Here is a 24688-nt window from a genome sequence, read left to right on the forward strand (position 1 = left end):
ACCATGGCGGCACTCGAACGCGGCAAGCGCATCGCCGGCTGGCTGACCGGGCTGATCGGCGCAGGAAGCCTGGCGGTCACGGCGGTCATGTCGGGTGCGCTGCTCGGCAGCACCCACACGGCATCGTCGACCACGCCCTCCACGACCACCCCCTCCTCCGGGACGTCGTCGGGAAGCTCCTCGGAGTCGTCCCAGCCGTCCGATCCGTCGACGGAAGGCGACGACGAGCAGCAGGCGCCGGCCGCTCCGGCCCCGGCCGCTCCGCAGGCCCCCGCGCCGGTCGCCCCGAGCCAGGGAGGGCAGAGCAGTGGCACATCCTCCGGCTCCTGAGCTCACGTCCGCGCGTTCCGACTGGCGCGTGTGGAGCACGGACGCCTCCCTCGTCGTCGAGCGCGGCGATGTCGTCGACGCCGCCCGTGCGATCGCGGACGAGGTCCTGGCGGCCGTCGGCGCGGCCTGCGACCGCTTCGACCCGGCGTCCGAGCTCTCCCGCCTCGGGGGCGAGAAGACGGCACGCGGTGTGGAGGTGTCCCCGCTTCTCGCCGACCTCGTCGCCACGGCGTTGCGGGTCGCCGAGCGGACCGGCGGGAGCGTCGACCCGACTCTTGGCCGGGAGCTCGCGCGCTGGGGCTACGACCGCGACCTCAGCGAACTGGACGCCCCGGCCGGCGCCTCCGACGCCGGCCGATCCGCACCGTTCACCGTCTCCGTGACCCGCCGCTCCCCCGGCTGGCGCTCCGTCCGCCTCGACGGGCGCACCCTGACCGTTCCGGCAGGGCTGCGCCTCGACCTGGGCGCGACCGCCAAGGCGTACGCCGCCGACCTCGTCGCCGCCCAGATCGCGTGCGAGCTGGGCACCGGCGCGCTGGTGTCCCTCGGCGGCGACATCGCGACGGCCGGTACGACGGCCACCGGCGGGTGGGAAGTGCTCGTGCAGGACGTGCCCGCCGACCCGTCGCAGCAGGTGTTCCTGCCCGACGGCAGCGCCATCGCGACCTCCAGCACGCAGAAGCGCCGCTGGCGGCACGAGGGACGCATCCACCAGCACATCCTCGACCCCGCCTCGGGAGCGCCCGTCGTACCGGTCTGGCGGTCGGCGACGGTCGCCGCGGCCGACTGCGTCGAGGCGAACGCCCTGAGCACCGCCGCGATCGTCCGCGGGCACGGCGCACCCCGGTGGCTCGCCGAGCAGGGCGCGGCCGCGCGCCTCGTCGACCTGCAGGGGCGCGTCGTCGTCACGGGCGCCTGGCCCGCAACGGATGCGCAGCAGCCAGGAGGTGCGCGATGAACGAGATGCTGTGGGCCTTCGGGCGCGCGAGCGGCGTGATCGCGCTCATCCTCTTCACGGTCACGGTGCTGCTCGGGATCGTCACCCGGTCCGGGAGGCCGCTCCCCGGGATGCCGCGGTTCTCGGTCTCGCTCGTCCACCGGAACGTGTCGCTGCTGGCGGTCGTCTTCCTCGTGCTCCATGTCGGCACGCTGATGTTCGACTCCTTCGCGAAGCTGAACCCGATCGATGTCGTCGTGCCGTTCGTCGGCTCCTTCAAGCCGTTCTGGCAGGGGCTGGGCACGGTGGCCTTCGACCTTGTCGCCGCGATCGTCATCACGGGCCTCCTGCGGCGCAGGATCGGGCAGCGCGCGTTCCGCTTCGTCCACTGGTTCACGTACGCCATGTGGCCGATCGCCGTCGTGCACGCGATCGGCAACGGCACCAACGGGACGAGCGGATGGTTCCTGCTGCTCGCTGCCGGCTCCGCCCTGCTCGTGCTCGCCGCGGTGATCTGGCGGGCGTCGGCCGGGTTCCTCGAGCATGCGCAGACGAGACGCATCGCCGACGTCTACCGGGAGGAGACACGATGACCATGACCTCGGAGCCGGGGACGGCCCCCATCGTCCAGGCCCCGGCCGGCACCCAGCGGGTCCTCGCCGCGGGCGCCGAGGCCGACCACGAAGCGCACCTGCGCACGTTCGGGCCGCTGCCGCTTCGCGACCCCGGCGCCCTGCTGGCCCAGCTCGAGGCCTCCGGCCTCACCGGCCGCGGCGGTGCGGGATTCCCCGCCTGGCGCAAGCTCGCAGCAACCGGCGAGGCGGCGGCAGGCCGGCGGCGCGGGCGCGCGCCGATCCTGATCGCGAACGGCTCGGAGGGCGAGCCGCTCAGCTGGAAGGACGAGGTGCTGCTGCAGAACGCGCCGCACCTCGTGATCGACGGGATGCTGACCGCTGCGCGCACCCTCGGCGCCCGCAACGTGCTCCTCTACGTCGGGTCCGGATCCCTCGCGGCCGTCGAGCGGGCCATCGGCGAGCGCGCCGACGCCCGCGGCATCGAGGTGGTGGAGGCGGCGGACAGCTTCATCGCCGGTGAGGCCAGCGCGGTCGTGAACGCCATCGAGAACGACGACCCGCGGCCGATCGACCGCACCGTGCGGCTCTCCGAGTCCGGGCTGCGCGGCCGTCCGACACTCGTGCACAACGTCGAGACCATGGCGCACCTCGGGCTGATCGCCCGCTTCGGCGGCGCCTGGTTCCGCTCGGTCGGCTCGCCCGAGGACCCGGGGACGCGCCTGATCACCCTCAGCGGCGACATCCCGCGGACGGGCGTGTTCGAGATCGCCACCGACGCCACGCTCGACAGCGTGCTGCGGGCGGCCGGCCTGCAGCCGGGGTCCGCCTCCGCGGCCCTGATCGGCGGGTACCACGGCGCCTGGGTGCCGGCGTCGTCGTTCGGGACGCCGCTGACTCCGTCGGGCCTGGAGCCGTTCGGCGCGCAGCCCGGGGCGGGCATCGTCCACGTGCTCTCCGACCAGCGTTGCGGCCTCCGGGCCACGGCCGACATCGTCGAGTACCTGGCCGGCCAGACCGCGGGCCAGTGCGGACCGTGCATGTTCGGGCTGCCCACTCTGGCGACCCGCTTCACCGCACTCGCCCGCGGCCAGGCCGCCGCGGAGAGCGCTGCGGAGCTCCGGCGTGTGTCCGGCCTGATCGTCGGACGCGGCGCCTGCCACCACCCGGACGGCACGGTGCGGCTCATCCGCAGCGCGCTGGACGTCTTCGCCCGCGACGTGCGCGCCCACGCCGGCGGCCGGTGCACGAGGAGGCCGTGATGAGCACATCCACGAGCACCCACGCCCTGCACATCGACTGGACCCGCTGCGACGGCCGCGGCCTCTGCACCGAGATCCTGGAGCGCGCGCTCACCCGCGACGACTGGGGCTACCCCGTCGCGACGCGCGGCCTGCCGGAGCGCCGGACGGACGCACCGCTGCGGGAGGACGAGCTCGAGGATGCCGAGGAAGCCGTGCGGCTGTGCCCGCTGGCCGCGCTGCGCCTGACCCGCGTCACCGTCCCCGCCGCCGCGGGAGGGGCGCGCCGCAGCGGCCGGTCAGCGTAGCGCTCGTCTGGCGCAACGTCGGGGATTCGGCCCCCAGCCGTTCGGATCTCCGACAGAGGGCAGCCCTGCAGGGGATTCGAACGCATTCGATCCGACGCAAGCAGGGGCCGCCGAGGCGGAGGAGGGCGCGGACGTCTCAGTCGCCGGCGACCCAGTGCGCCGTCACATGCTGGACGTGCGCTCCGTCGAGGTCGCTCAGCTTGACGCCGGCGAACCGGCGGGCGGCCTCCGATGTCTGGACGCGCGCCGCCGGCTCCGGGTCGAGGAGCGTCGCGACGATGACCTCCGCGACGCCGTCCGCCGTCTGCGCTGCGGACGGGTCGAACGCCGCCGCGGTGCGGGCGAGGTAGGCGTCGAGCAGCGGAGCGTACGGCGTCCCCGCCACCGGCAGCGCCTCCTGCGCCTGCACCGAGGCCACGAACTCGGTGCGCACGGCGCCGGGCTCCACGACGGTCACGCGCACGCCGAGTGGAGCCGCGACGGGCGTCAGCGACTCCATGAAGCCCTCGACCGCGAACTTCGCGGCGCAGTAGGCCTCGTTGAAGGGCTGGCCCACCACCCCGCCGACGCTGCTGACGGTGAGCAGCCGGCCGCCACGCTCGCGCAGGAGCGGCAGGGCGGCCTTCGTCGTCGCGACGACGCCGAAGAAGTTGACCTCCATCACCGCCCGCACCGCGGCGACCGACTCGACCTCGATCGTCCCGAGGTGGCCCGCGCCCGCGTTGTTGACCAGGCCGTCGAGGCCTCCATAGGTCGAGCGAACGTACGCGAGACAGGCGTCGATCGACTCCTGATCCGTGACATCCAGCGGCTGGACGTCCACCTCGACGCCCGCTGCCGCAGCGGCCTCCCGCAGCGGCCCCGACTTCTCCGGGTCGCGCATCGTCGCGACGACGCGGAAGCCGCGGCGCGCGGCCTCGACCGCCGTCGCGAGACCGATGCCGGACGACGTGCCGGTGACGAGAAGGATCGGATCAGCCATAACCGCATTCTGCACCCCGGATGTGCGCGGCAGCATCCATCGCTCGCATTCTGCGATCATGAGCGCATGGATCCGGACGGGCGTCCCCTCGGTCGGACGTGGAGAGGCGTTCGCGCCGTCGACCTCGTCGATGTGTTCAGCTACCTGATCGTCCTCGGGATCTTCATCCAGGTGTTCCCCGCGGTGATCTCGGAGAGCTTCCTCGTCGCCCTGCTCACTGCCGTCCTGCTGAAGCTCGTGCTCGAGGTCGTCCTCGCGGTTAAGAAGCGGGTCGTCGGGCGGATCCGGCGCAGCCGCCGGACCGCTGTGCGTGTCGTCAACGTCGTCGTGCTGATCCTCGTCCTCCCCGGCAGCAAGCTCGTCGTGCTCGAGCTGGTCGACCTGGTCTTCGGGGACGCGGTCCACCTCGGCGGCTTCTTCCAGGTGACGCTGCTCATCGTCGTGCTTATGCTCGTCCGCGGCGCGGTGCGCAGGCTCGTCCGGCGCTGACCTCAGGCGTCGGGATCGGACTCCGCCGACGGGCTGACCCAGCACTCCCACGCGCCGACATCGGCGAAGCCGAGCCGCCGGTACACCGCATGACCCTCCGGGCTGGACTGCAACCAGGCGCCCCTGGCGCCTTCGACCAGCGCATCCTCGACGATCCGGGCGGTAACGGCCGAGCCGTATCCCTTCCGCCGGTGCTCGGGCGGTGTGGCGATGTTGAAGACGCCGACGTGCTCTTCGAGAATCAGGCCGAGGCCGGTGGCGACCGGCTCGCCGTCCAGCTCGGCGACATAGAACCTGAGCGCGGACCCCTCCGCCGAGCCGAGCCGGGTGATCGGCGAGAACAACGCGGGCGGCGCCCCGAAACCCGCCGCGGCGATCTCGGCGTGGAGGCCGACGTCGGCGGGCCCGAGCCTCCGGATTCGCAGGCCGGTCACCGTCACCGGATCAGGGCGCGCTGCGGTGTACATCAGGGGCATGTCCTCGTCGCGGACCAGCCCGGCGCCGGCCGCCGCACCCCGGCCCTCCGCCGAACCCGACACGAACTGCGCGCAGTACGGCAGACCGGCATCCCGAACAGCCGACAGCAGCTGCGGCAGCCGTTCAGGATCGGGCCGTGCGGACCACACCCCGTTCATCGTGGCTGCGGCGAGGCCGGTGACGGAGGCCACCTGGTCCCCGTGGCGGAGGGACCACCCGCCCGCCACGTGCTCTCCCAGCCACTCGCGAGCGCCCACCAGCAAAGACGACGCCTGCTCGAACGAGGCGGGTTCCATGAGCGGAACCTACCCTGCCGGGCCGGTGTCCTGCGCGGTCGAGGCGCGTGTCGGTCCAGGTCGCGGGGCCCCTGGGTCGACCGGAACAGCGGGCACGCCGTTGCCGTCTGAGGCTGGAGCACGAGGGACCTTCGCCCCTGCGACCGCCCTCGGCCCGGAGGGATCCTGACTGCGACGAAGGAGGTCGACGTGGAATCCATCGCAGCCGCACCCGGCATCTACCTCGGTTGGGGGCCGGTCGCCATCCAGCTCGGCAACGCGATCGTGATCGCCGTCATGATCGTGCTGTTCGTGCTGGCTCTCGTCCTCCCGTTCCCGGCGCCACGGAGGCGGCGATGACCACCGAACGGACGCGCCCGCCCGACGAGCGCACGGCGGAGTCGGCACAGACGCCGCCGGCGGCACCCGAGCCGGGCGCGGGCGCGGGCGCGGAGGAGTATTACACCTGGACGGGCCGACTCCGCCGCTGGCTCCTGCGGAGACTCCCGCCCGCCAAGCTGCTGCCGCAGGAGCAGCCCAGCTACGTCGCCTCCTGGATCTACGTCTTCGGGATGGGAGCTCTCGCTGCGTTCGCGGTCGTCATCCTCTCCGGGTTGGTGCTCAGCCTGAACGGGCCCTCCTGGTATCACGCCTCGGCGCTCGGCCACTTCACCAACAGCGTGCACCTGTGGAGCGTCGAGCTGTTCTTCCTGCTCATGGTCGTCCACCTGTGGGGCAAGTACTGGATGGCCGCCTGGCGAGGCGGCCGCGTGCTGACCTGGATCACCGGCGTGATCGCGTTCGCCGTCTCGATCGCGGCCGCCTTCACCGGCTACCTGCTGCAGACGAACTTCGACGCCCAGTGGATCGCGTTCGAGGGCAAGGACGCCCTCAACGCCGTCGGCATCGGCGCCTGGTTCAACGTCGCGGATCTCGGCCAGATGTTCACCTGGCACATCGCCCTGCTTCCGCTGGGTGTGGGCATCATCGTCGCCCTCCATGTGCTGCTCGTGCGCGTCCACGGTGTGGTCCCTCCGATCGACGCCGACGAGACGGATGACCAGGTCGCGCACCCGGATGACGGATCGGGGCGGACGCGATGAACGGCGACAAGCAACGGCCGAGCCTCACCTGGAAAGCGCGGGGCGACCTGATCAGCCGTCCGTGGGCAGGACGGACCCGGACCTACGACCTGATCAAGGAGGTCACGATCGGGTTCGTCGTGGTCGCCCTCGCCACACTCGGACTCGCCGCCGTCTTCGGCTCGCCCGACGAGCCCAGCGTGACCTTCCGCTCGTGGGCGACCAGCGCACCCGTCGACTTCGCCACCACGGCGACGGCCGAGCTGGGCGGCACGAGCGACACCGCGCAGTACGGGCCGCCGTACAACCACACCCCGGACGCCACCCAGACGCTCGGCCCGCTCGACCTGCAGAGCCTCTCCGGCGTCCGGCTGCCCGTCGACACCGCGCGGGCGTTCGTGCTGGGGCCGCTGGAGACCATGCCGGGACCGACGCCGGCGATCCGACGGTGGAACACCGCGACCCCGGCGCAGAAGGCCGCCTGGATCGACGCCTACAGCAAGGCACTGGGGGCGGACAAGGGCGCCGCCCTGCCGCAGGCCCGACTCGCCTACGGCCCCGTTCCCGACCTCATCGGGAACCTCTCCCGGATGGCGCGCAGCGGCGCGCTCGACGGCGCGCTGGCGAACCGCGACGGATCGTCGGGACTGAACCGGACCTCCGCCATCCTCTTCCTCGGCGACGGCCAGTACTTCCAGAACCTCGCCGCCGACCAGCACCTCACCGGAGACCAGTGGGGGATGATGAACGAGACCGGGAACACACCGGGTCAGTCGTGGCTCTGGCTGTTCTCGCTGTTCTACCAGCTGCCGCCGTTCTCGTCGGCCCCGAACGCCGACCTCGTGATCGTCCTCATCTTGGGACTCCTCACACTTGTGCTGGCCCTTCTGCCCTTCATCCCCGGCCTGCGCACCATCCCGCGCTGGATCCCCCTGCACAAGCTGGTGTGGCGGGACTACTACCGCCGCCGCGTCCCGCGCGGCTGACGAGGCACCGGGCCCCCTGACCGAAGGCGGATGACGTGACAGCCGACCACTCCGACGCGATCCCCCAGGTCGGCCGCCGCCGCGGGCAATCGTCCGCGTCGCGCCGCGCGGGCTATGCGATCGCGATCCTGGTCGACGCGCTGCTGCTCTTCCTCGTCCAGGTCTGGCCGGGCTGGCATGCTCTCGGCATCCTGACCCCGGCGGCTGCCGCCGTGGTCCCCTGGATCGACGCCGCCTTCATCGCGGGGATCGTGGTGAACCTCCTGAATCTGATCTTCGACCGGCGTCTGCTGAAGGCGGTGGGCGACCTGGTGACCACGGTGATCGGCCTGATCGCGGCCATTGTCGTGTGGGACGTCTTCCCGTTCGACTTCGGTGCCCAGGGAGGCGGCTGGGAGGTGCTCGTGCGCGTCCTGCTGGTCGTCGCGATCGCCGGTTCGGCGATCGCGATCGTCGTGTCGCTGGTCGTGATCGCACGGCTCCTGTTCGGAGGCCGGACGGCCCGGGCGCGGTAGGCGGCCGGGTGGAGGCGACGGCTAAAGTCGTCCGGTGTGCGGAGGCGTGCGATCGCCTGGCGAGGTGGGAAGACGAGCGGATCAGTCGTCGTCGCGATCGTCCGGGAGGGGCTCGCCGTCGCGGTGCCCTCCCCGCACCTCCTTCTGGAGGATCCTCACCGACTGGCCCACGCCTCGGGCGAGTGCGGGGAGTCTCGTCGCCCCGAAGAGCAGGACCACGACGGCGACGACGATCAGCGCATGCCACCCGGTGAGGTTTGCGAACACGGCAACTCCTTTGTTCCTGTCCCTGAACGCTTCTCCCGTCAGCTGGCTGACGTATCGAAACGTTTGCTTGAGCATGCTAGGGGCATAAGGCACCCCGCGCAACAGTCCGGCAGGCGTGACGACGCCCTTCCGGGGTGCCCGGGTGATACGTTTCTTGCGCAAGCACTCTCCGGGGGTTCCATGGCGACCATGATCGACGTCGCCCGCCAAGCGCGGGTGTCGGTTTCGACGGTCTCGCACGTCATCAACGGAACGCGCCACGTGGAGCAGGCGACCAGGAAGCGCGTCCTCGATGCCATCGAGGCGACGGGATACCGGCAGGACACCCTCGCCCGGGCGATGAGACGCTCGAGGTCCGACAGCATCGGGCTCGTCCTCTCCGATGTCGGCGAGCCCGCATTCGCGGAGATGATCCACGGCGTGGAGTCCGCAGCGGCCGAACACGGCCTGACCCTCATCCTTGCGAACTCGGCGGAGGACAGCGACCGGGAGAAGCGCGCAGTCCAAGCACTCCTGAATCGGCGCGTGGACGGCCTGGTGCTCGCGAGCGCGGCGATCTCGGATCGTGGCCTGCTGGAGGAGCTGCAGGGCGAGAAGGCTCCGACCGTCCTCCTGGACCGGGTGTATCCAGAACTCGACTTCGACCAGGTCGGCGCGAACAACCGCGAGACCATGTACGCGCTCGCCTCGCAGCTGATCTCGCAGGGCCATGCGCGATTCCTGGTGGTGGCGGGCGACCTCCGGGTGCCGACGCTGCGCGAGCGTCACGACGGCTTCACGGAAGCCGTCGCGGCCGGAGGACTCCGAACCGAGGACCAGCACATCCTCAGTTCAGACGAAGGATCGCCACGCCCGGTCCCCGACATCGAGGCCGTGCGGAAGGCCCTCACGCTCTCCCGGCCGACCGCTGTGATCGCATCGAGCACCCCTCTCGCCGCCGTCGCGCTTCGGGCACTCGCCGCCGAGGGTCTTCGCATACCGGAGGATCTCGCGTTCGCCGCGTTCGACGGCTTCGACAATTCGGACCTCTTCGAGCCGCAGATCACGACGGTGCGGCAGCCGGCCTTCGAGATGGGGAGAACCGCCGTGGGACTCCTGATCGACCGGCTCGAGAAGCCCTCGACCAGCCATCGCACCGTGCGGTTGAAGCAGCGGATCGATTGGCGCAGCTCCACCCGGACCGAGAACGTCGTGGCTCCGGAGCACGACGCCGGTCTGGCCTGAGAGATCTCGACGAGATCGCGCCCGCGACTCGGATGAGTTGACACGGCGGCGTCACGCCATTACGGTCAGACAAACGTTTTCGCGCCAACGTACTTCGCGGCACCGCTCACCCTTCTCCCTACGAGGACGAGGCTGGGCGGTCGCCATCCAGAGCGCCTGCTCGTTCATCGAAGGAGATGCCCGTGCAACCGTCCCGTCTTCGCGTCACCCCGCACCGTCCCGTTCCCCCCGCGACCCGGCAAGGAGGTCGCGTGAGGACGCGACTCGCGTTCGTCGCCGCCCTCGCCGTTGCGAGCGCTGGGCTCCTGTGGGCGCCGCTCGCAGCGGACACGCCTGCACGAGCAGGCACGTCGGCGTCGTACCCGGAGTTCCCGTATGCCTCCACCGACTACACCGAGCCGCTCCGAGGTCAGTTCCACTTCAGTCCGCCCAACGGGTGGATGAACGACATCAACGGACCGGTGTACTACCGAGGCGTCTACCACCTGTTCTTCCAGAGCAACCCGCATTCGCTCGGACCGAATGACGATATCCACTGGGGGCACGCCACCAGCACCGACCTGGTGCATTGGACCCAGCAGCCGATCGCGCTCGAGCCCGGAGTGCACCGGCCGCAGGGAGCGCAGAGCCTGCTCTGGTCCGGTTCCGCCTGGGTGGACACCGCGAACGCCACCGGGCTGAAGACCGGGCCCGACGACCCCATCCTCCTCTTCACCGGCACCGATGGCGTCAGCATCGCCTACAGCGTCGACGGCGCCCGGACCTTCCAGATGTACAACGGCGGAGCCCAGGTGATCTCGACCGACACGACGGAGAGCCGAGATCCGAAGGTGCAGTGGGATCCGGTCGGGAACCGCTGGATCCTCGTGCTGTACGACTTCACCGGCTCGCAGGGGGCGAGCTTCTACACCTCGACCAACCTGCTCACGTGGACCAAGGCGGGTCACTACTCCGCCGGGTGGTTCGTCGAATGCCCCGACCTGTACCGCCTTCCCGTCGACGGCGACACCGCTGAGGAGAAGTGGGTGCTGCAGGACGCCGGCGGCCAGTATGTCGTGGGCGGTCTCGACCCGTCCGGCATGTTCGTCCCGGATTCCGCCACTCCCCTCAGCATGGATGGCGGGAACACGAGCTATGGCGGGACGTGGTACGCGTCCCAAACGTTCAATCAGCTTCCCGCCGCCCGCGTGGTCCAGATGGGATGGCAAGGCGGCAACCATGGCGCGACCTGGACCGGGAACGCGTCGTTCCCTGTCGAACTCGGCCTCAGATCGTTCCCCGACGGCGTCCGCCTGACCCGGAATCCCGTCAGCGAGATAGCGGCCCTGCGATCCAGCACGCAGTCGTGGCCGTCGTCGACGATCTCATCCGACCCGGCCTCCGACCCGCTGGCCGCGACGACCGGCGACACGTACGAGCTCCGGGCAGCCTTCTCCACCACCGGCGCGACCGCGCAGTCCGTCTCCTTCGCGCTCCACCGGCGCACGGACGGCTCCCGTCAGGCGACCGTCACCTACGATCTTGCACAGCAACTGCTGACCGTCGATAACACCGCCGGCAGCACGCATCCGACGTTCGCGACCCCGCTGCCGTCCGTGGGCGGAAGCGTCACCCTCCGAATTCTGGTGGACCGCGGCCAGCTCGAGGTCTACGGCGGCGACGGCAGAGCCGTCATCAGCGACAATGTCGACTTCAGCTCGGCGCCCGGCGATCTGGGGATGTCGCTGACGGCGGCAGGCGGCACCGTCCAGCTGAACAGTCTTTCGTTTTCGCCGCTGCGTTCTGCGTGGCGCCCCTCCCCGGAAGGGCGATCGCCTGCCGATGCGATCGTCTCTGCGCTGTCTCAAGTCCCGCGGAGCGGACCCGCAGATCCCGAGACCATGAAATGCGTCGACAACGACGGCCCGACGGGCACCGTGCAGATCTGGGACTGCACGGGAGGCTCCAATCAGTCCTGGGTCCTCAACGCGGACGGGTCCCTCATCGTCAACGGCCTCTGCATGCAGACGCCGCCCGGCCAGACGGCGAACCACACCCCGATCCTGACGGCCGCGTGCTCGGGGGCCGCCGATCAGAAGTGGGCGCGCGGCGATCGCGGCTCGATCGTCAACCAGCTGTCGGGCCGGTGCCTCGACGTCGACTACAGCGACTACACGAACGGCCGCCCGCTGCAGATCTACGACTGCGTCGGTTCTCCCAATCAGATGTGGGTCGGCCCGACGGTGTCGTTCCCGCCGACGGGCGCCGTCGTCTGGGACGACTCGTCGAAGTGCCTCGACCGGGATGTGGCCTCCGGCCGGGTCCAGATCTGGGACTGCGTGGGCAACGGGAACCAGACCTGGACGCTCAACCCCGACGGCACGATCAGCACCGCCGGCGCGTGCCTGGAGGCGCCTGCGGGTCAGACCGCCAACTACACGCTCGTGGATGTCGCCGCCTGCACGGGTGCTCCCAACCAGCTCTGGAACCGCTCCGCCAACCAGGCCCTGCGGAACACCGCTTCCGGCCGCTGCCTCGATCTCCCCTACGGGGATACGACGAACGGCAGGCAGCTGCAGCTGTACGACTGCGTCGGAGGCGCCAACCAGTACTGGAACCCTCCGATGTAGCCGCTGCGCATACCGGGACAACAGAAGAGACGCCGAACCACGATGTCCATCAAAACGTTTGCCTCGATCGGCGTCCGCACCTCCCGGCAGAGGCGAACAACTCACCAAGCGACAGGAAGCAGGGCGAAGACATGTCCGAACAGGCAACGAACGACGATTCCATCCCACCGGGAACCCTGACTCGGCAGCCGATCAGCCGGCGCTCGGTGGTCGGCATCCTCGGCGCCCTCGCCGTGGGCGCATTCGCCCTCCGCGACTGGTCGACCCCCGGCGTCGCCGAGGCCGCACCCGCCGCCCAAGCGGTCGCGGCCCCGCCGAGCTACCAGGGCATCATCGGCCTGCTGTAGCGCCCCATCCCCCATCAGTCACCACCAACGAAGGAGATCTCCGTGGCCACGACCGTCTATGACGTCACCACTTGGACCGGTTCGGCTGTGTCGCCGTTCACCGACATCGGCGCCGTCATCAACGACATCATCGCCGACATCCACGCTCATCAGACCACTCAGACGACGCGACCCGGCGCCGTCATCTACATCCCGCCGGGGCATTACACCTTGCAGACGACGGTGAACATCGACGTCAGCTTCCTCACCATCAAGGGCTCCGGTCATGGCTTCATGTCCGAAGCGGTGCGCGACGACAGCATCACAGGGGCGTGGGTGGAGACCCTGCCAGGATCCAGCCATGTCCAGATCGCCAATGCGAATCAGGTGGGCTTCTCCGTGAATCGATCGGGCACTCCCGGAACGAACGGACGCCTGGACGGCATCGTCTTCCAGGACTTCTGCATCGACGGCGTCAGCGCGTCGAAGCCGTACCTTCCCGGCAACGGCAAGACCGGCATCAACGTCCAGTACGACACCGACTCCCTGCGGATCGAAGGCATGGGGTTCGTCTACCTGGCGCACGCCATCGTCGCCCGCAATGCCGACGCCTTCAACATCACGAACAACTTCATCACCGAGTGCGGCAGCTGCATCGAGATGGTCAACAGCTCCGTCGTCGGGAAGATCACCAACAACTACCTCATCGCGCCGTGGGCGGGATTCTCGATCTTCATGGAGAACAACGACGGCGTCCTGATCTCCGGGAACAGCATCCTGTGGGGCGCGAGGATCCAGTTCAAGAACGTGAATCACGCCGCGATCACCAGCAACAAGTTCGTCAGCAACTTCTCCGGGATGATCGTCCACGAGACCGCCTGCAGCCAGAATCTGATCTCCGCGAATCAGTTCAACCGGATCTTCGGCGACGGCGGACCCGCGCGCAACGACGATCTCTACGGCATGGTCCAGATCAACGGAATCGAGAACTCCGTGACCTCGAACTCGTTCTCCCTCAATGTGCCGACCGCCAGCGTCGTTCCCGCCGGCGCCAAGCCGACCATCATCCTGGTGAAAGGAGGGGATCGGAACTTCCTCGCGACCAATCTGATCTCGGCGAATCAGGCCGTGCAGGTGGTCATCGACAGCTCCTCGACGAACACCAAGGTGCTGTTCTCGGCCAGGACCGACCAGCTTCAGGACGCCGCACCGAGCGGCCAGACCTCGCTCGTGGCGACACCCGGCGCCTGACGAACGCCCAAGGGGCCTCTCGAGGAATGTCTCGGAGGCCCCTTCGGCGTCTCCCGGCGGCCGGCGGCCGCCCGCAGCCCGATCAGCCCTTGACGGCGCCGACGGTCATCCCCGCGATCACGTGGCGCTGGAAGATGGCGTAGATGACGAGCTGAGGCAGGAGGACGAGCGTCGCCGCCGCCATCATCCCGCCGTAGTCGACGGTGTACTGACCCTGGAACCGCGAGACGGCGAGAGACACGGTCACCATGTCGGGATTGTTGATCAGGATCGAGGCGAACGGGAACTCGTTGAACACGTACACGACGTTGAAGATGAGGATCGTCGCGATGACGGGGCGCATGAGGGGCAGCACCACGGACCAGCAGAGCCGCCAGAGCCCCACCCCGTCGATGATGGCGGCCTCTTCGATCTCGGGCGGGAACTGGCGCAGGAATCCTGTCATCAGAAGGGTGTTGAACGGGATGGACACGGCGATGTACGGGATGATGAGCGCCGCGTAGCTGCCGAAGATCCCCAGTGCGAGGTCGAGACGGTACACCGGGAACAAGAGGATGTAGACCGGTACGGCAAGACCCGCGAGGAGGTAGAACCGGACCGACGATTGCGCTTTGGGGCGGCGGAACACCATCCGGGTCAGGGCGTACGCCGACATGAACGAGATCGCGGTGCCGACCGTGACGGAGACCACGGCGATGAGGATCGTGTTCCCGTACATGCGCAGCAGCGGGAGGGCGTTCGCCGCGTTCAGGTAGTTGTCGAAGGTCAGGTGGTTGAGCGAGAACGGATCGGTGAGGATGTTCGCGCTCGGCTGGAAGGACAGCAACACGATCCACAGCAGGGGCAGCACGATCAGGAACGTGATCAGATACGCGACGATCCCGACGATGACACCCGTGCGCCGGCTCTTGCGCCCCCGCGCCGGGGCGAGGGATCGCGGGCTGTCGGTGACGGCGTCTGCGATGACGTCGATGTCGGTCGTCATGCTGCGGCCTCCTTTCGGCGCACGGCGACGAGGTAACCGAGCGAGACCAGGGCGCCGAGGATGGTGATGATGACGGCGAGGGCCATTCCGTAGCCGTACTGCTGGTTGGTGAAGGTGACGTAGTACATGTAGCTGACCAGGGTCTCGGAGCGGTGCACGGGGCCGCCGCCGGTGAGCATGTAGACGAGCTCGAAGATCTTGAAGACGTTGGTGATCATCAAGATGGTCACGATCGCGAAGGTCTCGCGCATCATCGGGATCGTGATGAAGCGGATCTGCTGCCAGCCGGTCGCGCCGTCGAGAGCGCTGGCCTCCATGACGTCGGCAGGCAGCATCTGGAGCCCGGCGTAGAAGATCGTCATCGCGAAGCCGATGCTGCTCCAGATGAACACGATCGCCACCGAGATCGGAGTGAGATAGTCTCCACCGATCCACTGGATGGGCGTGCCCCCGAGAGCGGCGAGCACGCGGTTGAGGAGCCCGATCTTCGGATCGAGGATGAAGACCCAGATCAGGCCCACCAGGATCGGCGCGATGATGGCCGGGCCGAACACCAGGGCGCGGAGCACCCCTCGGCCGGGAATCGCGCGCTTGAGGAGAAGCGCCAGAGCGAACGAGGCCGGGATCAGGATCACGAGCGCCACGACGAGGATGACGATGGTGTTCTGCAAGGACTGCCAGAAGAAGGGGTCCGCGAGCAGTGCCGCATAGTTGTCGAACCCGATCCACGAGGGATCCCCGAATCCCTGGAAGCGGCTGAAGCTGAAGACCCCGGAGTAGATCACGGGGTAGACGACGAACATCGTGAAGACGATGAGGGCCGGTGCGAGCATGACCAGGATCTTCCAGCGGCTGCTGACCCAGTTCATCGATTCACTCCTTCGGAAGCGGGTGGGGCTTGTAGGGCCCCACCCGCTGTTGACTACTTGGTGTTTGCGTCGAGCGCCTTCTGCACGAGCTCGAGGGCGGCCTGCGGTGCGAGCTGACCCTGGATGACGCCGTAGATGCTGTCGTACATGGCGTTCGCCACGGGGGTGGGGACCAGCAGGTCCGGCTGCGATTGCGGGCTGGTGACCCCGTCGGCCTTGGTCGCGTCGAGCGCGGCCTTCAGTGCACTCTGCTTGGTCGCATCCAGCTTGGCCTCGTAGGTGGTCACCGGGGGCTGGCCATTGTCGACGAGGATCTGCTGCGCTTCGTCGCTGTAGTAGAAGCTGAGGAACTTCGTGACCGCCGCCAGCTTCGCCTTGTCGTCGCCGACCTTGTGGCTGACGGCGAACGGGGCGGATGCGACGTTCATGATGATGTTCTGCTTCCCGACGCCGTCGCTGAACTCGGGACCCTTCCAGAAGTCGACGTTGCCGGCCAGCGCGGAGGACTGGATGGCGCTGGAGGCCCACACGCCGGCGTCGAGCATCGCGGCCTTGCCGCTGGTGAACTGGTCGACGGCCTGCTGATACGTCTGCGTCGAGACGTTCGAGGGGAAGGCTCCCGCCTTGCGCAGTTCGTCGATGTGCTCGTACAGCTTCAGGAAGTCGCCGTTGGTGTACTTGGTCGAGCCGTCGAGCAGCCCCTTGACCTTCTCTTCGTACCCGAACCGGTCGAGCATCGTGAGGAAGCTCCACACGCTGAACGCCGACTGGTTGGCGCCGTCCGAGATCGTGGTGATGCCCTTGGCATTCAGCGCTTTGGCGGTGGCGACGAGGTCGTCGAAGGTCTTGGGCGCCGTCAGGCCGTTGTCGTCGAGGATCTTCTTGTTGATCCACAGCCCCGTCAGCAGGCCCTGGTAAGGCACACCGTAGATGACGTCGCCGGCCGAGAAGTTCTTGACCGTGCTCGCGGGGAACTTGTCGGTCAGCTTCTGGTCCTTGAGGAGGGGCGCGAGGTCGAGCAGCTTGCCCGCCTTCTGCATCTCTTCCGCGGTGGACTTGTACACCCAGAAGATGTCGGGGAGCGTATCGCTCTGCGCTGCGACGGAGAGCTTCTGCAGGTGCTCGGCGACCGCCTCGCCCGAGACGGTGACCCGGATGTTCGGGTTCTCCTTCTCGAATGCCTGAACGATCGCCCACGTAGCCGGGTCGGCGGTCTTGACGTCGGGGTTCTGCATGGACAGGGTGATCTCGGTCTTGCCATTCGCCGAGGCGCCTGAGCCGCAACCGGTGAGGACAAGCGCTGACGCCGCGAGTGCGGCTGCTCCGACGAGAACGCGTCCGAGTCTGCGCGAGGCTGTGTGTCGCACGTTCATCTCCTTTGATGGAAGTTCGGGTAATAAGTTGTTCGAATCATCGAAACGTTTGCGTCAAACGTTTGTCACACACTATGGCGGGCCAGAGCGCGTGTCAACAAACAATTCACGGCGCGTAGCCCTCCGTCGACTCGCGGAGCTCCAGGGTCTGATGAAGGCGGAGTGTGCGCGGGCTCGCATCGGGAGCCGCAAGGCGGTCGCCGAGAAGCCCGACGGCTGCGACGCCCATGTCGAAGGCGGGCTGGCGCACGGTCGTGATCCCCGGCCGGAACAGGTCGGAATCGCTGAACCCGTCGAAGGTCGCGAACGAGACCCCCTCCGGCGTGCTCAGCCCGGCCTCCGCCAGCGCCCGCAGCCCCACGACGGCGAGCGGGGTGCTGCACGCGATCACTGCGGTGTACCGCTCCTGCTTCAGCGCTTCGGCCATGCGCGATTGCAGGTGCCCGTCGTCTCGACCGGTGAGCACGAGCTGCTCCTGCTCCGGCAGCTGCGCGTCCCTGATCCCGTCGAGGAACCCGTCGAGCCGCTCCTTGAGCGCAGGGACCCGCGTGTCCCCGGCGAGGATCGCCAGGCGGGCATGCCCCTGGGCGACCAGGTGCCGGGTCAGTCGCCGCATCGAATCGCGGTTGTCGGCACCCACCTGATCGAGAAGCGCTTCGGGGAAGAGCCGGTCGAGGAGGACCACGGGGGTCTTCTCGCTTTCCAGCTGCTCCATGAGCCCGGGGGTGGATCCTGCGGCGCGCGCGAGGATGAGTCCGTCGATCCGCCGCTCGAGCAGAGTGGTGATCGCCCGCTGCTCCCGATCGGCGTCCTCGCCGGAGTTCGCCAGGAGCAGCGTCAAGCCGCGTTCGGCAGCGGCCTGCTCCACTCCGTGGACCATCTCCGCGAAGGCCGGCTCGCCGGCCGCGGAGACGACCAGCCCGATGCTGTCCGTCTTCGAACGCCTCATCGCCCGGGCCAGTGTGTCCTGCCGGTATCCGGTCTGCTCGATGGCGGAGAGGACGCGGCGACGGGTCCCCTTCTCCACATTGCGCGTCCCGTTGAGCACGTGGGACACCGTCGAGATGGAAACACCAGCGATCCGGGCGACATCGACCATCGTGGCCATAGAGGCCTCCACTCCTGAAAATCCGTAACCGATTTGCGCAAAGGTACCGCACTTGCGGCAATCGGACGAGAAAACCAGGAAACGCGGGCGATGCGGCGGACGGATGTTGCAATTCGGAGAGCCGGTGGCTACCGTTTCCAGATACAAACGTTTCGATGGCACAGCGGCCATCGGGGAGAAGCCAGTTCATGGCCTGGGAAGGACGATGATGACCGACATGACACCGCCGGCAGGGATGCTCGGAGACCTGACGAGAGCGCGGAAGGCGAAGTCCGCGCGCGCGTCGAGCTTCGACCAGTCGGGCCGTAACCGCGACAACTGGATCGTCATGCCGGGCGAGGAGCGCGTTCTCGCCGACATCGAGGGCCCCGGGTTCATCACCCACATCTGGATGACGCAGTCCTGCAGGATCCAGCCGGGCCCAGGGCAGATCGATCCGAACGTGGTCGGCGTGCCGATGCTCGAGATCCACAACGCTCTCGGCGTGAGCTGGGAGGTGGTCGATGCGGACTACTACCGCAAGGTCGTGCTGAAGATGTACTGGGACGATCAGGACACCCCGAGCGTCATCGCCCCCCTCGGAGACTTCTTCGGGCTGATGAACTCCCTCTCCGGATCCTACGAGTCCCTCCCGCTCTCGGTCTCCGCCAAGGAGCCGGAGCTGCACTCGTTCGGGGGCAGCGCCGCGTTCAACAGCTACTTCCGGATGCCCTTCAACCGCCGTGCCCGGATCGTGGTCGAGAACCAGAACGACATCCCCTACCTCCAGTACTTCTACATCGACTACGAGCTCGTGAAGGAACCGCTTCCCGAGGACACGGTCTACTTCCACGCCCACTGGCGGCGCGCTCTGCCGTCCGGGTGGGGACCGGACCTGCAGGCCAACAGCATCGAGACCACCGTGCCGAACCTCGACGGGAAGGACAACTACGTCGCTCTGGAGACGGAGGGGCGCGGCCACTACGTCGGATGCACCCTCGCCGTCCGGCACTTCCAGGGTTCGTGGTGGGGCGAAGGCGACGACATGATCTTCATCGACGACGACACCTGGCCGCCGAGCCTGCATGGAACCGGTATGGAGGACTACTTCGGTCACGCCTGGGGCATGCAGCACAACGACTACCTGTTCAACGGCACCATCGTCCACGAAGAGGACGTCCCCGGCTTCCACCACTCGTACCGCTTCCACATCGCCGATCCGGTCCGCTTCGAGAAGCGGATCAAGGTGACGTTCGAGCACGGTCACGGGAACCACCTGTCGGACGAGTGGTCCTCGACCGCCTACTGGTACCAGACGCTGCCCTCACCGGTCCTCTCCATCCCCGACGTCGAGGAGCGTCTCCCGCTCCGCCCGGTGGATCGCGTGATCGCGGCGCCGCTGCCGGAGCTGACGGACGTGCAGCGTGCGGCCAGGGACGCGGCCGCGGCTCGCATGCAGGACTTCGTCGCCAAGCGGGAAGCGTTGCGCGCGGAACGCCGAGCGGAGACGGACAGCTGGGAGCGCGGCAACGCCGAGATCGCGCGCGACGTGCGTCGCCGTTACGACGAGAGCGGGTCCTGATCATGCGCCCTCGTTTCCACTTCACCGCCGAGAGCGGGTGGATCAACGATCCTCACGGCATCACGTTCAGGGACGGGCAGTACCACGTCTTCTACCAGTACGTGCCGGGCCAGACCGTGTGGGGCCCGAACTGCCACTGGGGGCATGCGGTCGGTCCCGACCTGCTCTCGCTGAACGAGCTGCCGGTCGCGATCGCCCCCGGCGACGGCGACGACGGCATCTGGACCGGCTCGCTCGTGACCGACGACGACGGCAGGACGGTCGCGTTCTACACGAGCACGGCGCGTCCCGACATCGGCATCGGCCGCGTCCGGCAGGCTTCGCCGGCAGATGCGGATTGGATCGAATGGTCGAAGGGGCCTTTCGTCGCCGACGCACCGAAAGACCTGGACATCATCGCCTACCGCGACCCCTTCGTCCGGCGCGAAGGGGAGTGCTGGCGGATGATCGTGGGAGCCGGCCTCCGCGACGGGACCGCGACGGCGCTCTCGTACATCTCCACCGACCTCGATCACTGGACGTACTCCGGCATCGCCCTCCAGCGCTCCACCACCGAGACGGCCGACGTGTGGATGGGCGCCCTCTGGGAGTGCCCGCAGATCTTCGACCTCGACGGCAAGGCCGTGATGGTGTCCTCCGTATGGGACGACGATGTTCTGCACTACGCCGGCTACGCGATCGGCAGCTACACCGACGGGGTCTTCCATCCCGAGACCTGGGGACGCTTGACCTACGGGGACAGCTACTACGCGCCCTCCCTCTTCACCGACGCGGACGGCCACCCGTGCCTCGTGTTCTGGATGCGCGGCATCGGCGGCGCGGAGCAGGGGTGGGCCAGCGCCCACAGTGTGCCGCATCGACTTTCGATCCAGGGCGGCCGGCTCGTCGCCACGCCTCACCCGGACGTGACCGCCCGCCGTTCGTCGCAAGCCGGAGGCGCGTCGGTCCAGGGGCTCGCCGCCGACATCCTCTGGAACGGCGACGGCGTCCTGACCGTGGCGAGCGGCGGCGTCGATGTCGTCGCTCTCGACCGCGTGGGTCCCTCACTCAGCGTGCGGCTGGGTGCGGAGGCGACGCCGATCCCCGTGTCCGGCGAGGTCCGGGTGGTGCTCGACGGTCCCATCCTGGAGGTCTCGAGCGCTTCCGGGATCTTCGGGGCGCGGATCGAGCCGGAAGGGGACGAGCTCACGGTCACCGCCACGGGGGCGGGCCCTCTGCGGGTCCACGCGCTCGAGGCAGGGCCGGAGCGTGACGCCGAGGTCGGCCTCACGACCGGGGGAACCGTCGTGTCGCGAGCCTGATCGTAGGCCCCCGACGCGGGAGTCGCAGCCTCCGGAAGAGACCGGAGGCTGCGACTCCTGGCGCGCTACTGCCGCGCGGCAGCCGTGAGCGTTCCGCTTGACCTTGCGTTCGACACCCGATACAGTCACCTCATCGCAAACTAGTTTGCAAACAGTTTGCATTGAATTGGGAAGCATTTTCCGAGGTCGACGGGGATCGAACATGGCTAGCGATAGAACTGGTTTGGGTGCCGCGCACGAGAAGCGGACGGCCGCAGGCACCGTCACCATTCAGGCGGTTGCGGACGCCGCGGGGGTCAGCAAGACCACGGTGTCGCACGTGCTCTCCGGAAACCGGCCGGTGTCCCCCGAGACCCGACGCCGGGTCGAGCGGGTCATGGAAGACCTCGGCTTCACCCCGAACTTCTTCGCACAGGCTCTGAACCGCAATCGCAGCAACAGCATCGCGCTCATCGCCCAGGACATCACCAACCCGTTCTACCCGGCGCTCGCCCGAGGCCTCCAAGCCGCCGTGTCGAGCCAGGACCAGGTCGTGATGCTGTTCGACGCCGGCGCGGACAGCGGCAGTCTCACGCACGCCTTCGTCACCGACGCCATCCAGCGCAGAGCGGACGGCGTGGTCGTCGCGGTCAGCGATGTGGACGACGACATCGTGCGCCTTCGCGACGCCGGCATCCCGGTCGTCGCGGTCGGTTCCGGCGCGTCGTCGCTCCCGATCGACTGGGTGACCGCCGATGACGAACGCATCGCGGCCGATGCGGTGATGCACCTGCACCTCCTCGGACATCGTCGCATCGCGACCATCGCCGGACCCTTGACCCACACGCCGGGAAAACCCCGGCATGTCGGCTACCTCCGCGCGATGCAGGATCTGGACCTGCCGGTCGACGCCGCGCTGATCCAGCACGGCGAATGGACGCGCGAGAGCGGCTTCGACGCGATGCGACGACTGATCGCGCTGCGGACCAGGCCTAGTGCGGTGTTCTGCGCCAACGACCTCATGGCAATCGGCGCGCTCGACGCCGCCCATCAGGCCGGCCTCTCCGTTCCCGACGACATCGCCATCATCGGCGTCGACGACATCGACGCGGCCGGCCTGGTGCGGCCGGCGCTGACCACCGTCCGCATCCCGGCCGAGGAGATCGGCCGTGCTGCCGGGGAACTGCTGCTGCACCGCATCACGGAGGGGATGACCTCCACCCACCGGCACGTCCTCGTGCAGCACACGCTCATCTCCCGCGAATCCGCCTGACGACCCCCGAGAAAGAAGACACCAGTGCATTCTGCGCTCGACCCCCGCGACCTCGTCCCCGACGAGGCCGAGCAGCTCGCCCACTCCGGGTACCTGATCGGCGACCTCGAGACGCGCGCACGCGCCGCGGCAGCCTCCTCCGATCTGGACGAGCTCGCTCGCATCCGCGGCGACCTCGCGGACGCGCCGCTACGCGGGGACTGGCCGTTCGACGAGCCGAGCGATGAAGCGACGCTCTCGCGACTGGGAGCGAACGTCGCCCCGGCCCCGGTCGATGAGGCCGGACTTCCGCGGCGCCTCCGCGGAGCATGGCTCGGGCGCACCGTCGGCAACACCCTCGGCAAGCCCATCGAAGGCCTGACCCGCGCGGAAGTGGAGACGTACCTCCGCGCAGCGGGGCAGTGGCCGCAGACCGGCTACGTCGCCCTCCTCGACCCGCTCCCGGCGGGCGTGTCCCACCTGCACGAGTCGGCGCCTTTCGCCTCGGCCGGATTGTTCACCGACGTGCCTCGCGACGACGACATCGACTGGACGATCCTCGGGCTCTACTTGATGGAGACCTACGGACAGGATCTGAGCACGGCGGACATCGAGACCGAGTGGCTGGACCGCATTCCCTTCACCCAGACGTTCACGGCCGAGCGCGCCGCCTACCGCAACCTCATCCACGGCCTGCATGCGCCCGAGACCGCGATCGTCGACAACCCCTACCGGGAGTGGATCGGAGCGCTCATCCGGGCAGACATCTTCGGCTACGTCCACCCCGGCGACCCGGCGGCCGCCGCTCGCCTGGCCCTGGTGGATGCCCGGCTCACCCACGTCAAGAACGGCATCTACGGGGAGACGTGGGCGGCAGCGCTCGTGGCCGCAGCGTTCGCCACCGACAGCGCCGATCGCGCGCTCGAGGTCGCACGGCGCTTCGTCCCCGGCACCTCGCGCCTCGCCGCCGCCCTGGACGGCATCCAGGGCGTGCACCGCAGCGGCGCGACCGCCACCGATGCCCTCGACTGGATCGACCAGGAGCTCGGGCACTACAACTGGGTGCACACCATCCACAACGCGGCAGCGATCGCTGCCGGCCTGCTCTGGGGAAGCGACTTCACGACGTCCGTCGCGCTGACGATCGCGGCCGGCCGGGACACCGACTCGTCCGCCGCCACGACCGGGAGCGTATACGGCGCCCTGCACGGTGACGACGCCGTCCCCGCCGACCTGGTGGGCACGACCCACCACCGCGTGCGCAGCAGCATCCGCGACTTCGACCGGATCACGATCGACGAACTCGCCGAGCGCACGCTGGCCGTGGCCCGCGTGGCCGTCGCGGCCGAGCCGGAGGCGGTGCGCCGATGACGCCGCGCAAGGTGATCATCGACACCGACCCCGGCCTCGGGGAACCGGGCAGCGACATCGACGACGGGCTGGCGATCGCACTGGCGCTGCGCGCCCCCGAGTTGGACGTCCTGGGCCTCACGATCGTGAACGGGAACGTGTCCCTCGCCACGGGGGTCCACGTCGCGCGCAACCTGATCGACCGTCTCGGCGTCCCCGACCTCCCCGTTCTCGCCGGCGCGGACGCGCCGCTCGTCCGCGATATGGCTCCCGTTCGCGCGCTGTTCGACGCCGTGCCCGGTCACACGTCCTCTTCGCCGACCGGCGAGCTGCGCGGGCCCAGCTCCGGCCTCCACGCCGTCGACTGGATGATCGAGCAGGCCGAGCAGTTCCCCGGCGAGGTCAGCGTCATCGCGATCGGGCCGATGACGAACATCGCCCTGGCGATCCAGAAGTCCGAGACATTCGCTGCGAACGTGGCGGAGTTCGTCCTCATGGCCGGAAGCGCGACGACCTACGCCCAGAACATCACGGTCGTCGGAGACTTCAACGCCTACGTCGATCCCGAAGCCCTCGATATCGTCGTCCGCAGTGGCGCGCGCATCACGATGGTGGGCCTCGACCAGACGTCCAAGGTCCTCCTCACCCGAGACGATGCCGACCGCATGCTCGCCTCGGCCGACCCGTTCTCGCAGTGGGCCGGGGAGTGCACCCATGCGTGGATCGATTACCTGGCCCGCGCCTTCCCCAAGCGGCCTGAGCACTCCTCCGGCTGCTTCCTCCACGACCCGCTGGTCGTCGCCGCCCACCTCGACCCTGCGCTCTGCGAATGGGACTCGGCGCACGTCGAGGTCGAGCTGGTCAGCGAGCTCGCCCGAGGACTCGTGGTCGCGGACCGCGGACTCTCTCTCACCGTCCCGGGGGCACCGAACGCGACGGTCGCCACCGAGACCGACGTCGACGCATTTCGTCGGCTGTTCCTCTCGCGTATCACCCCTCCCCCCTCCCCCTCGCCCGTTCCGGGCACCTAACACACAGC

The 24688-nt window shown here is 68.8% G+C and carries 26 protein-coding genes; 19 read left to right on the forward strand and 7 right to left on the reverse strand.

The genetic code is table 11. The features are described 5' to 3' along the window. Positions 1-3: 3 nt before the first annotated feature. From HNO83_RS02395 to HNO83_RS02415, 5 genes are read left to right on the forward strand one after another with little or no spacing between them, the layout of a single operon-like run. Positions 4-330 (forward strand): hypothetical protein, encoded by a 327-nt coding sequence (locus tag HNO83_RS02395; protein WP_175335884.1) that lies wholly within the window; start codon positions 4-6, stop codon positions 328-330. Further along, positions 308-1288, forward strand: coding sequence for an FAD:protein FMN transferase (locus tag HNO83_RS02400; protein WP_175335885.1), 981 nt, complete (start codon positions 308-310; stop codon positions 1286-1288). The genes HNO83_RS02395 and HNO83_RS02400 overlap by 23 nt, the downstream gene beginning before the upstream one ends. Continuing rightward, positions 1285-1860 carry a ferric reductase-like transmembrane domain-containing protein gene (locus tag HNO83_RS02405; protein ID WP_175335886.1) on the forward strand — a complete coding sequence of 192 codons (576 nt, stop codon included), beginning with the start codon at positions 1285-1287 and terminating at the stop codon, positions 1858-1860. Before HNO83_RS02400 ends, HNO83_RS02405 begins: the two co-directional genes overlap by 4 nt. Further along, on the forward strand, positions 1857-3101 hold the full coding sequence (locus HNO83_RS02410) for an NADH-ubiquinone oxidoreductase-F iron-sulfur binding region domain-containing protein (protein WP_217498564.1): 1245 nt from the start codon (positions 1857-1859) through the stop codon (positions 3099-3101). Before HNO83_RS02405 ends, HNO83_RS02410 begins: the two co-directional genes overlap by 4 nt. Then, positions 3101-3388, forward strand: a complete 288-nt coding sequence (locus HNO83_RS02415; RefSeq protein WP_175335887.1) for a ferredoxin — start codon at positions 3101-3103, stop codon at positions 3386-3388. Before HNO83_RS02410 ends, HNO83_RS02415 begins: the two co-directional genes overlap by 1 nt. Before the next feature lie 136 nt (positions 3389-3524). Here the strand turns inward: HNO83_RS02415 and HNO83_RS02420 are convergent, their stop codons facing one another. Further along, a complete protein-coding gene (locus HNO83_RS02420; RefSeq protein WP_175335888.1) occupies positions 3525-4370 on the reverse strand; it encodes an SDR family oxidoreductase in 846 nt (281 codons plus the stop codon). A gap of 66 nt (positions 4371-4436) precedes the next feature. On the opposite strand from HNO83_RS02420, the gene HNO83_RS02425 reads away from it, so the two are divergent. Continuing rightward, positions 4437-4859: a hypothetical protein gene (locus HNO83_RS02425; protein WP_175335889.1), complete on the forward strand. Its 423-nt coding sequence runs from the start codon at positions 4437-4439 to the stop codon at positions 4857-4859. 2 nt (positions 4860-4861) lie between these two features. Here the strand turns inward: HNO83_RS02425 and HNO83_RS02430 are convergent, their stop codons facing one another. Continuing rightward, positions 4862-5632, reverse strand: a complete 771-nt coding sequence (locus tag HNO83_RS02430; protein ID WP_175335890.1) for a GNAT family N-acetyltransferase — start codon at positions 5630-5632, stop codon at positions 4862-4864. Between the two features lie 189 nt (positions 5633-5821). On the opposite strand from HNO83_RS02430, the gene HNO83_RS02435 reads away from it, so the two are divergent. Genes HNO83_RS02435 through HNO83_RS02450 form a run of 4 tightly spaced genes read left to right on the forward strand, consistent with a single transcriptional unit; the run spans position 5822 to position 8194 of the window. After that, entirely contained in the window at positions 5822-5971 is a 150-nt protein-coding gene (locus tag HNO83_RS02435) for a hypothetical protein (protein WP_175335891.1), read from the forward strand. Continuing rightward, the gene (locus HNO83_RS02440) at positions 5968-6714 is read left to right on the forward strand and encodes a cytochrome b N-terminal domain-containing protein (RefSeq protein ID WP_175335892.1); all 747 of its coding nucleotides are present in this window, start codon (positions 5968-5970) and stop codon (positions 6712-6714) included. Before HNO83_RS02435 ends, HNO83_RS02440 begins: the two co-directional genes overlap by 4 nt. Then, positions 6711-7679 carry a hypothetical protein gene (locus HNO83_RS02445; RefSeq protein WP_217498565.1) on the forward strand — a complete coding sequence of 323 codons (969 nt, stop codon included), beginning with the start codon at positions 6711-6713 and terminating at the stop codon, positions 7677-7679. The genes HNO83_RS02440 and HNO83_RS02445 overlap by 4 nt, the downstream gene beginning before the upstream one ends. Positions 7680-7714: 35 nt before the next feature. Further along, positions 7715-8194, forward strand: a complete 480-nt coding sequence (locus HNO83_RS02450; RefSeq protein ID WP_175335893.1) for a hypothetical protein — start codon at positions 7715-7717, stop codon at positions 8192-8194. Positions 8195-8275: 81 nt separating this feature from the next. On the opposite strand, the gene HNO83_RS02455 is transcribed toward HNO83_RS02450, so the two are convergent. Beyond that, positions 8276-8461, reverse strand: a complete 186-nt coding sequence (locus HNO83_RS02455) for a twin-arginine translocase TatA/TatE family subunit (RefSeq protein ID WP_175335894.1) — start codon at positions 8459-8461, stop codon at positions 8276-8278. Between the two features lie 180 nt (positions 8462-8641). Between HNO83_RS02455 and HNO83_RS02460 the strand changes: the two genes are divergently transcribed. From HNO83_RS02460 to HNO83_RS20705, 4 genes are all read left to right on the forward strand, one after another. Continuing rightward, entirely contained in the window at positions 8642-9685 is a 1044-nt protein-coding gene (locus HNO83_RS02460; RefSeq protein WP_175335895.1) for a LacI family DNA-binding transcriptional regulator, read from the forward strand. A 251-nt stretch (positions 9686-9936) separates the two neighbouring features. After that, entirely contained in the window at positions 9937-12294 is a 2358-nt protein-coding gene (locus HNO83_RS02465; protein ID WP_175335896.1) for a ricin-type beta-trefoil lectin domain protein, read from the forward strand. A gap of 131 nt (positions 12295-12425) precedes the next feature. Further along, complete coding sequence (locus HNO83_RS02470; RefSeq protein ID WP_175335897.1) at positions 12426-12641, forward strand: hypothetical protein; 216 nt, start codon at positions 12426-12428, stop codon at positions 12639-12641. A 42-nt stretch (positions 12642-12683) separates the two neighbouring features. Beyond that, entirely contained in the window at positions 12684-13871 is a 1188-nt protein-coding gene (locus HNO83_RS20705) for a right-handed parallel beta-helix repeat-containing protein (protein WP_175335898.1), read from the forward strand. An 82-nt stretch (positions 13872-13953) separates the two neighbouring features. Here the strand turns inward: HNO83_RS20705 and HNO83_RS02480 are convergent, their stop codons facing one another. From HNO83_RS02480 to HNO83_RS02495, 4 genes are all read right to left on the reverse strand, one after another. Continuing rightward, positions 13954-14856: a carbohydrate ABC transporter permease gene (locus tag HNO83_RS02480; protein WP_175335899.1), complete on the reverse strand. Its 903-nt coding sequence runs from the start codon at positions 14854-14856 to the stop codon at positions 13954-13956. After that, the gene (locus HNO83_RS02485) at positions 14853-15725 is read right to left on the reverse strand and encodes a carbohydrate ABC transporter permease (RefSeq protein ID WP_175335900.1); all 873 of its coding nucleotides are present in this window, start codon (positions 15723-15725) and stop codon (positions 14853-14855) included. Before HNO83_RS02485 ends, HNO83_RS02480 begins: the two co-directional genes overlap by 4 nt. A 53-nt stretch (positions 15726-15778) precedes the next feature. Then, entirely contained in the window at positions 15779-17092 is a 1314-nt protein-coding gene (locus HNO83_RS02490; RefSeq protein WP_217498567.1) for an ABC transporter substrate-binding protein, read from the reverse strand. Between the two features lie 112 nt (positions 17093-17204). Next, the gene (locus HNO83_RS02495) at positions 17205-18206 is read right to left on the reverse strand and encodes a LacI family DNA-binding transcriptional regulator (protein ID WP_175335902.1); all 1002 of its coding nucleotides are present in this window, start codon (positions 18204-18206) and stop codon (positions 17205-17207) included. A gap of 217 nt (positions 18207-18423) precedes the next feature. Between HNO83_RS02495 and HNO83_RS02500 the strand changes: the two genes are divergently transcribed. From HNO83_RS02500 to HNO83_RS02520, 5 genes are all read left to right on the forward strand, one after another. Then, the gene (locus tag HNO83_RS02500; protein ID WP_217498568.1) at positions 18424-19767 is read left to right on the forward strand and encodes a glycoside hydrolase family 172 protein; all 1344 of its coding nucleotides are present in this window, start codon (positions 18424-18426) and stop codon (positions 19765-19767) included. Positions 19768-19769: 2 nt separating this feature from the next. Beyond that, positions 19770-21068 carry a glycoside hydrolase family 32 protein gene (locus HNO83_RS02505; protein WP_175335904.1) on the forward strand — a complete coding sequence of 433 codons (1299 nt, stop codon included), beginning with the start codon at positions 19770-19772 and terminating at the stop codon, positions 21066-21068. A 223-nt stretch (positions 21069-21291) separates the two neighbouring features. Continuing rightward, positions 21292-22320: a LacI family DNA-binding transcriptional regulator gene (locus HNO83_RS02510; RefSeq protein ID WP_175335905.1), complete on the forward strand. Its 1029-nt coding sequence runs from the start codon at positions 21292-21294 to the stop codon at positions 22318-22320. A 24-nt stretch (positions 22321-22344) separates the two neighbouring features. Continuing rightward, positions 22345-23670: an ADP-ribosylglycohydrolase family protein gene (locus HNO83_RS02515; protein WP_175335906.1), complete on the forward strand. Its 1326-nt coding sequence runs from the start codon at positions 22345-22347 to the stop codon at positions 23668-23670. Beyond that, the gene (locus HNO83_RS02520) at positions 23667-24680 is read left to right on the forward strand and encodes a nucleoside hydrolase (RefSeq protein WP_175335907.1); all 1014 of its coding nucleotides are present in this window, start codon (positions 23667-23669) and stop codon (positions 24678-24680) included. Before HNO83_RS02515 ends, HNO83_RS02520 begins: the two co-directional genes overlap by 4 nt. Positions 24681-24688: the final 8 nt, after the last annotated feature.

It is taken from the genome of Leifsonia sp. C5G2, assembly GCF_013359685.1.
Classification (GTDB): Bacteria; Actinomycetota; Actinomycetes; order Actinomycetales; family Microbacteriaceae; genus Leifsonia.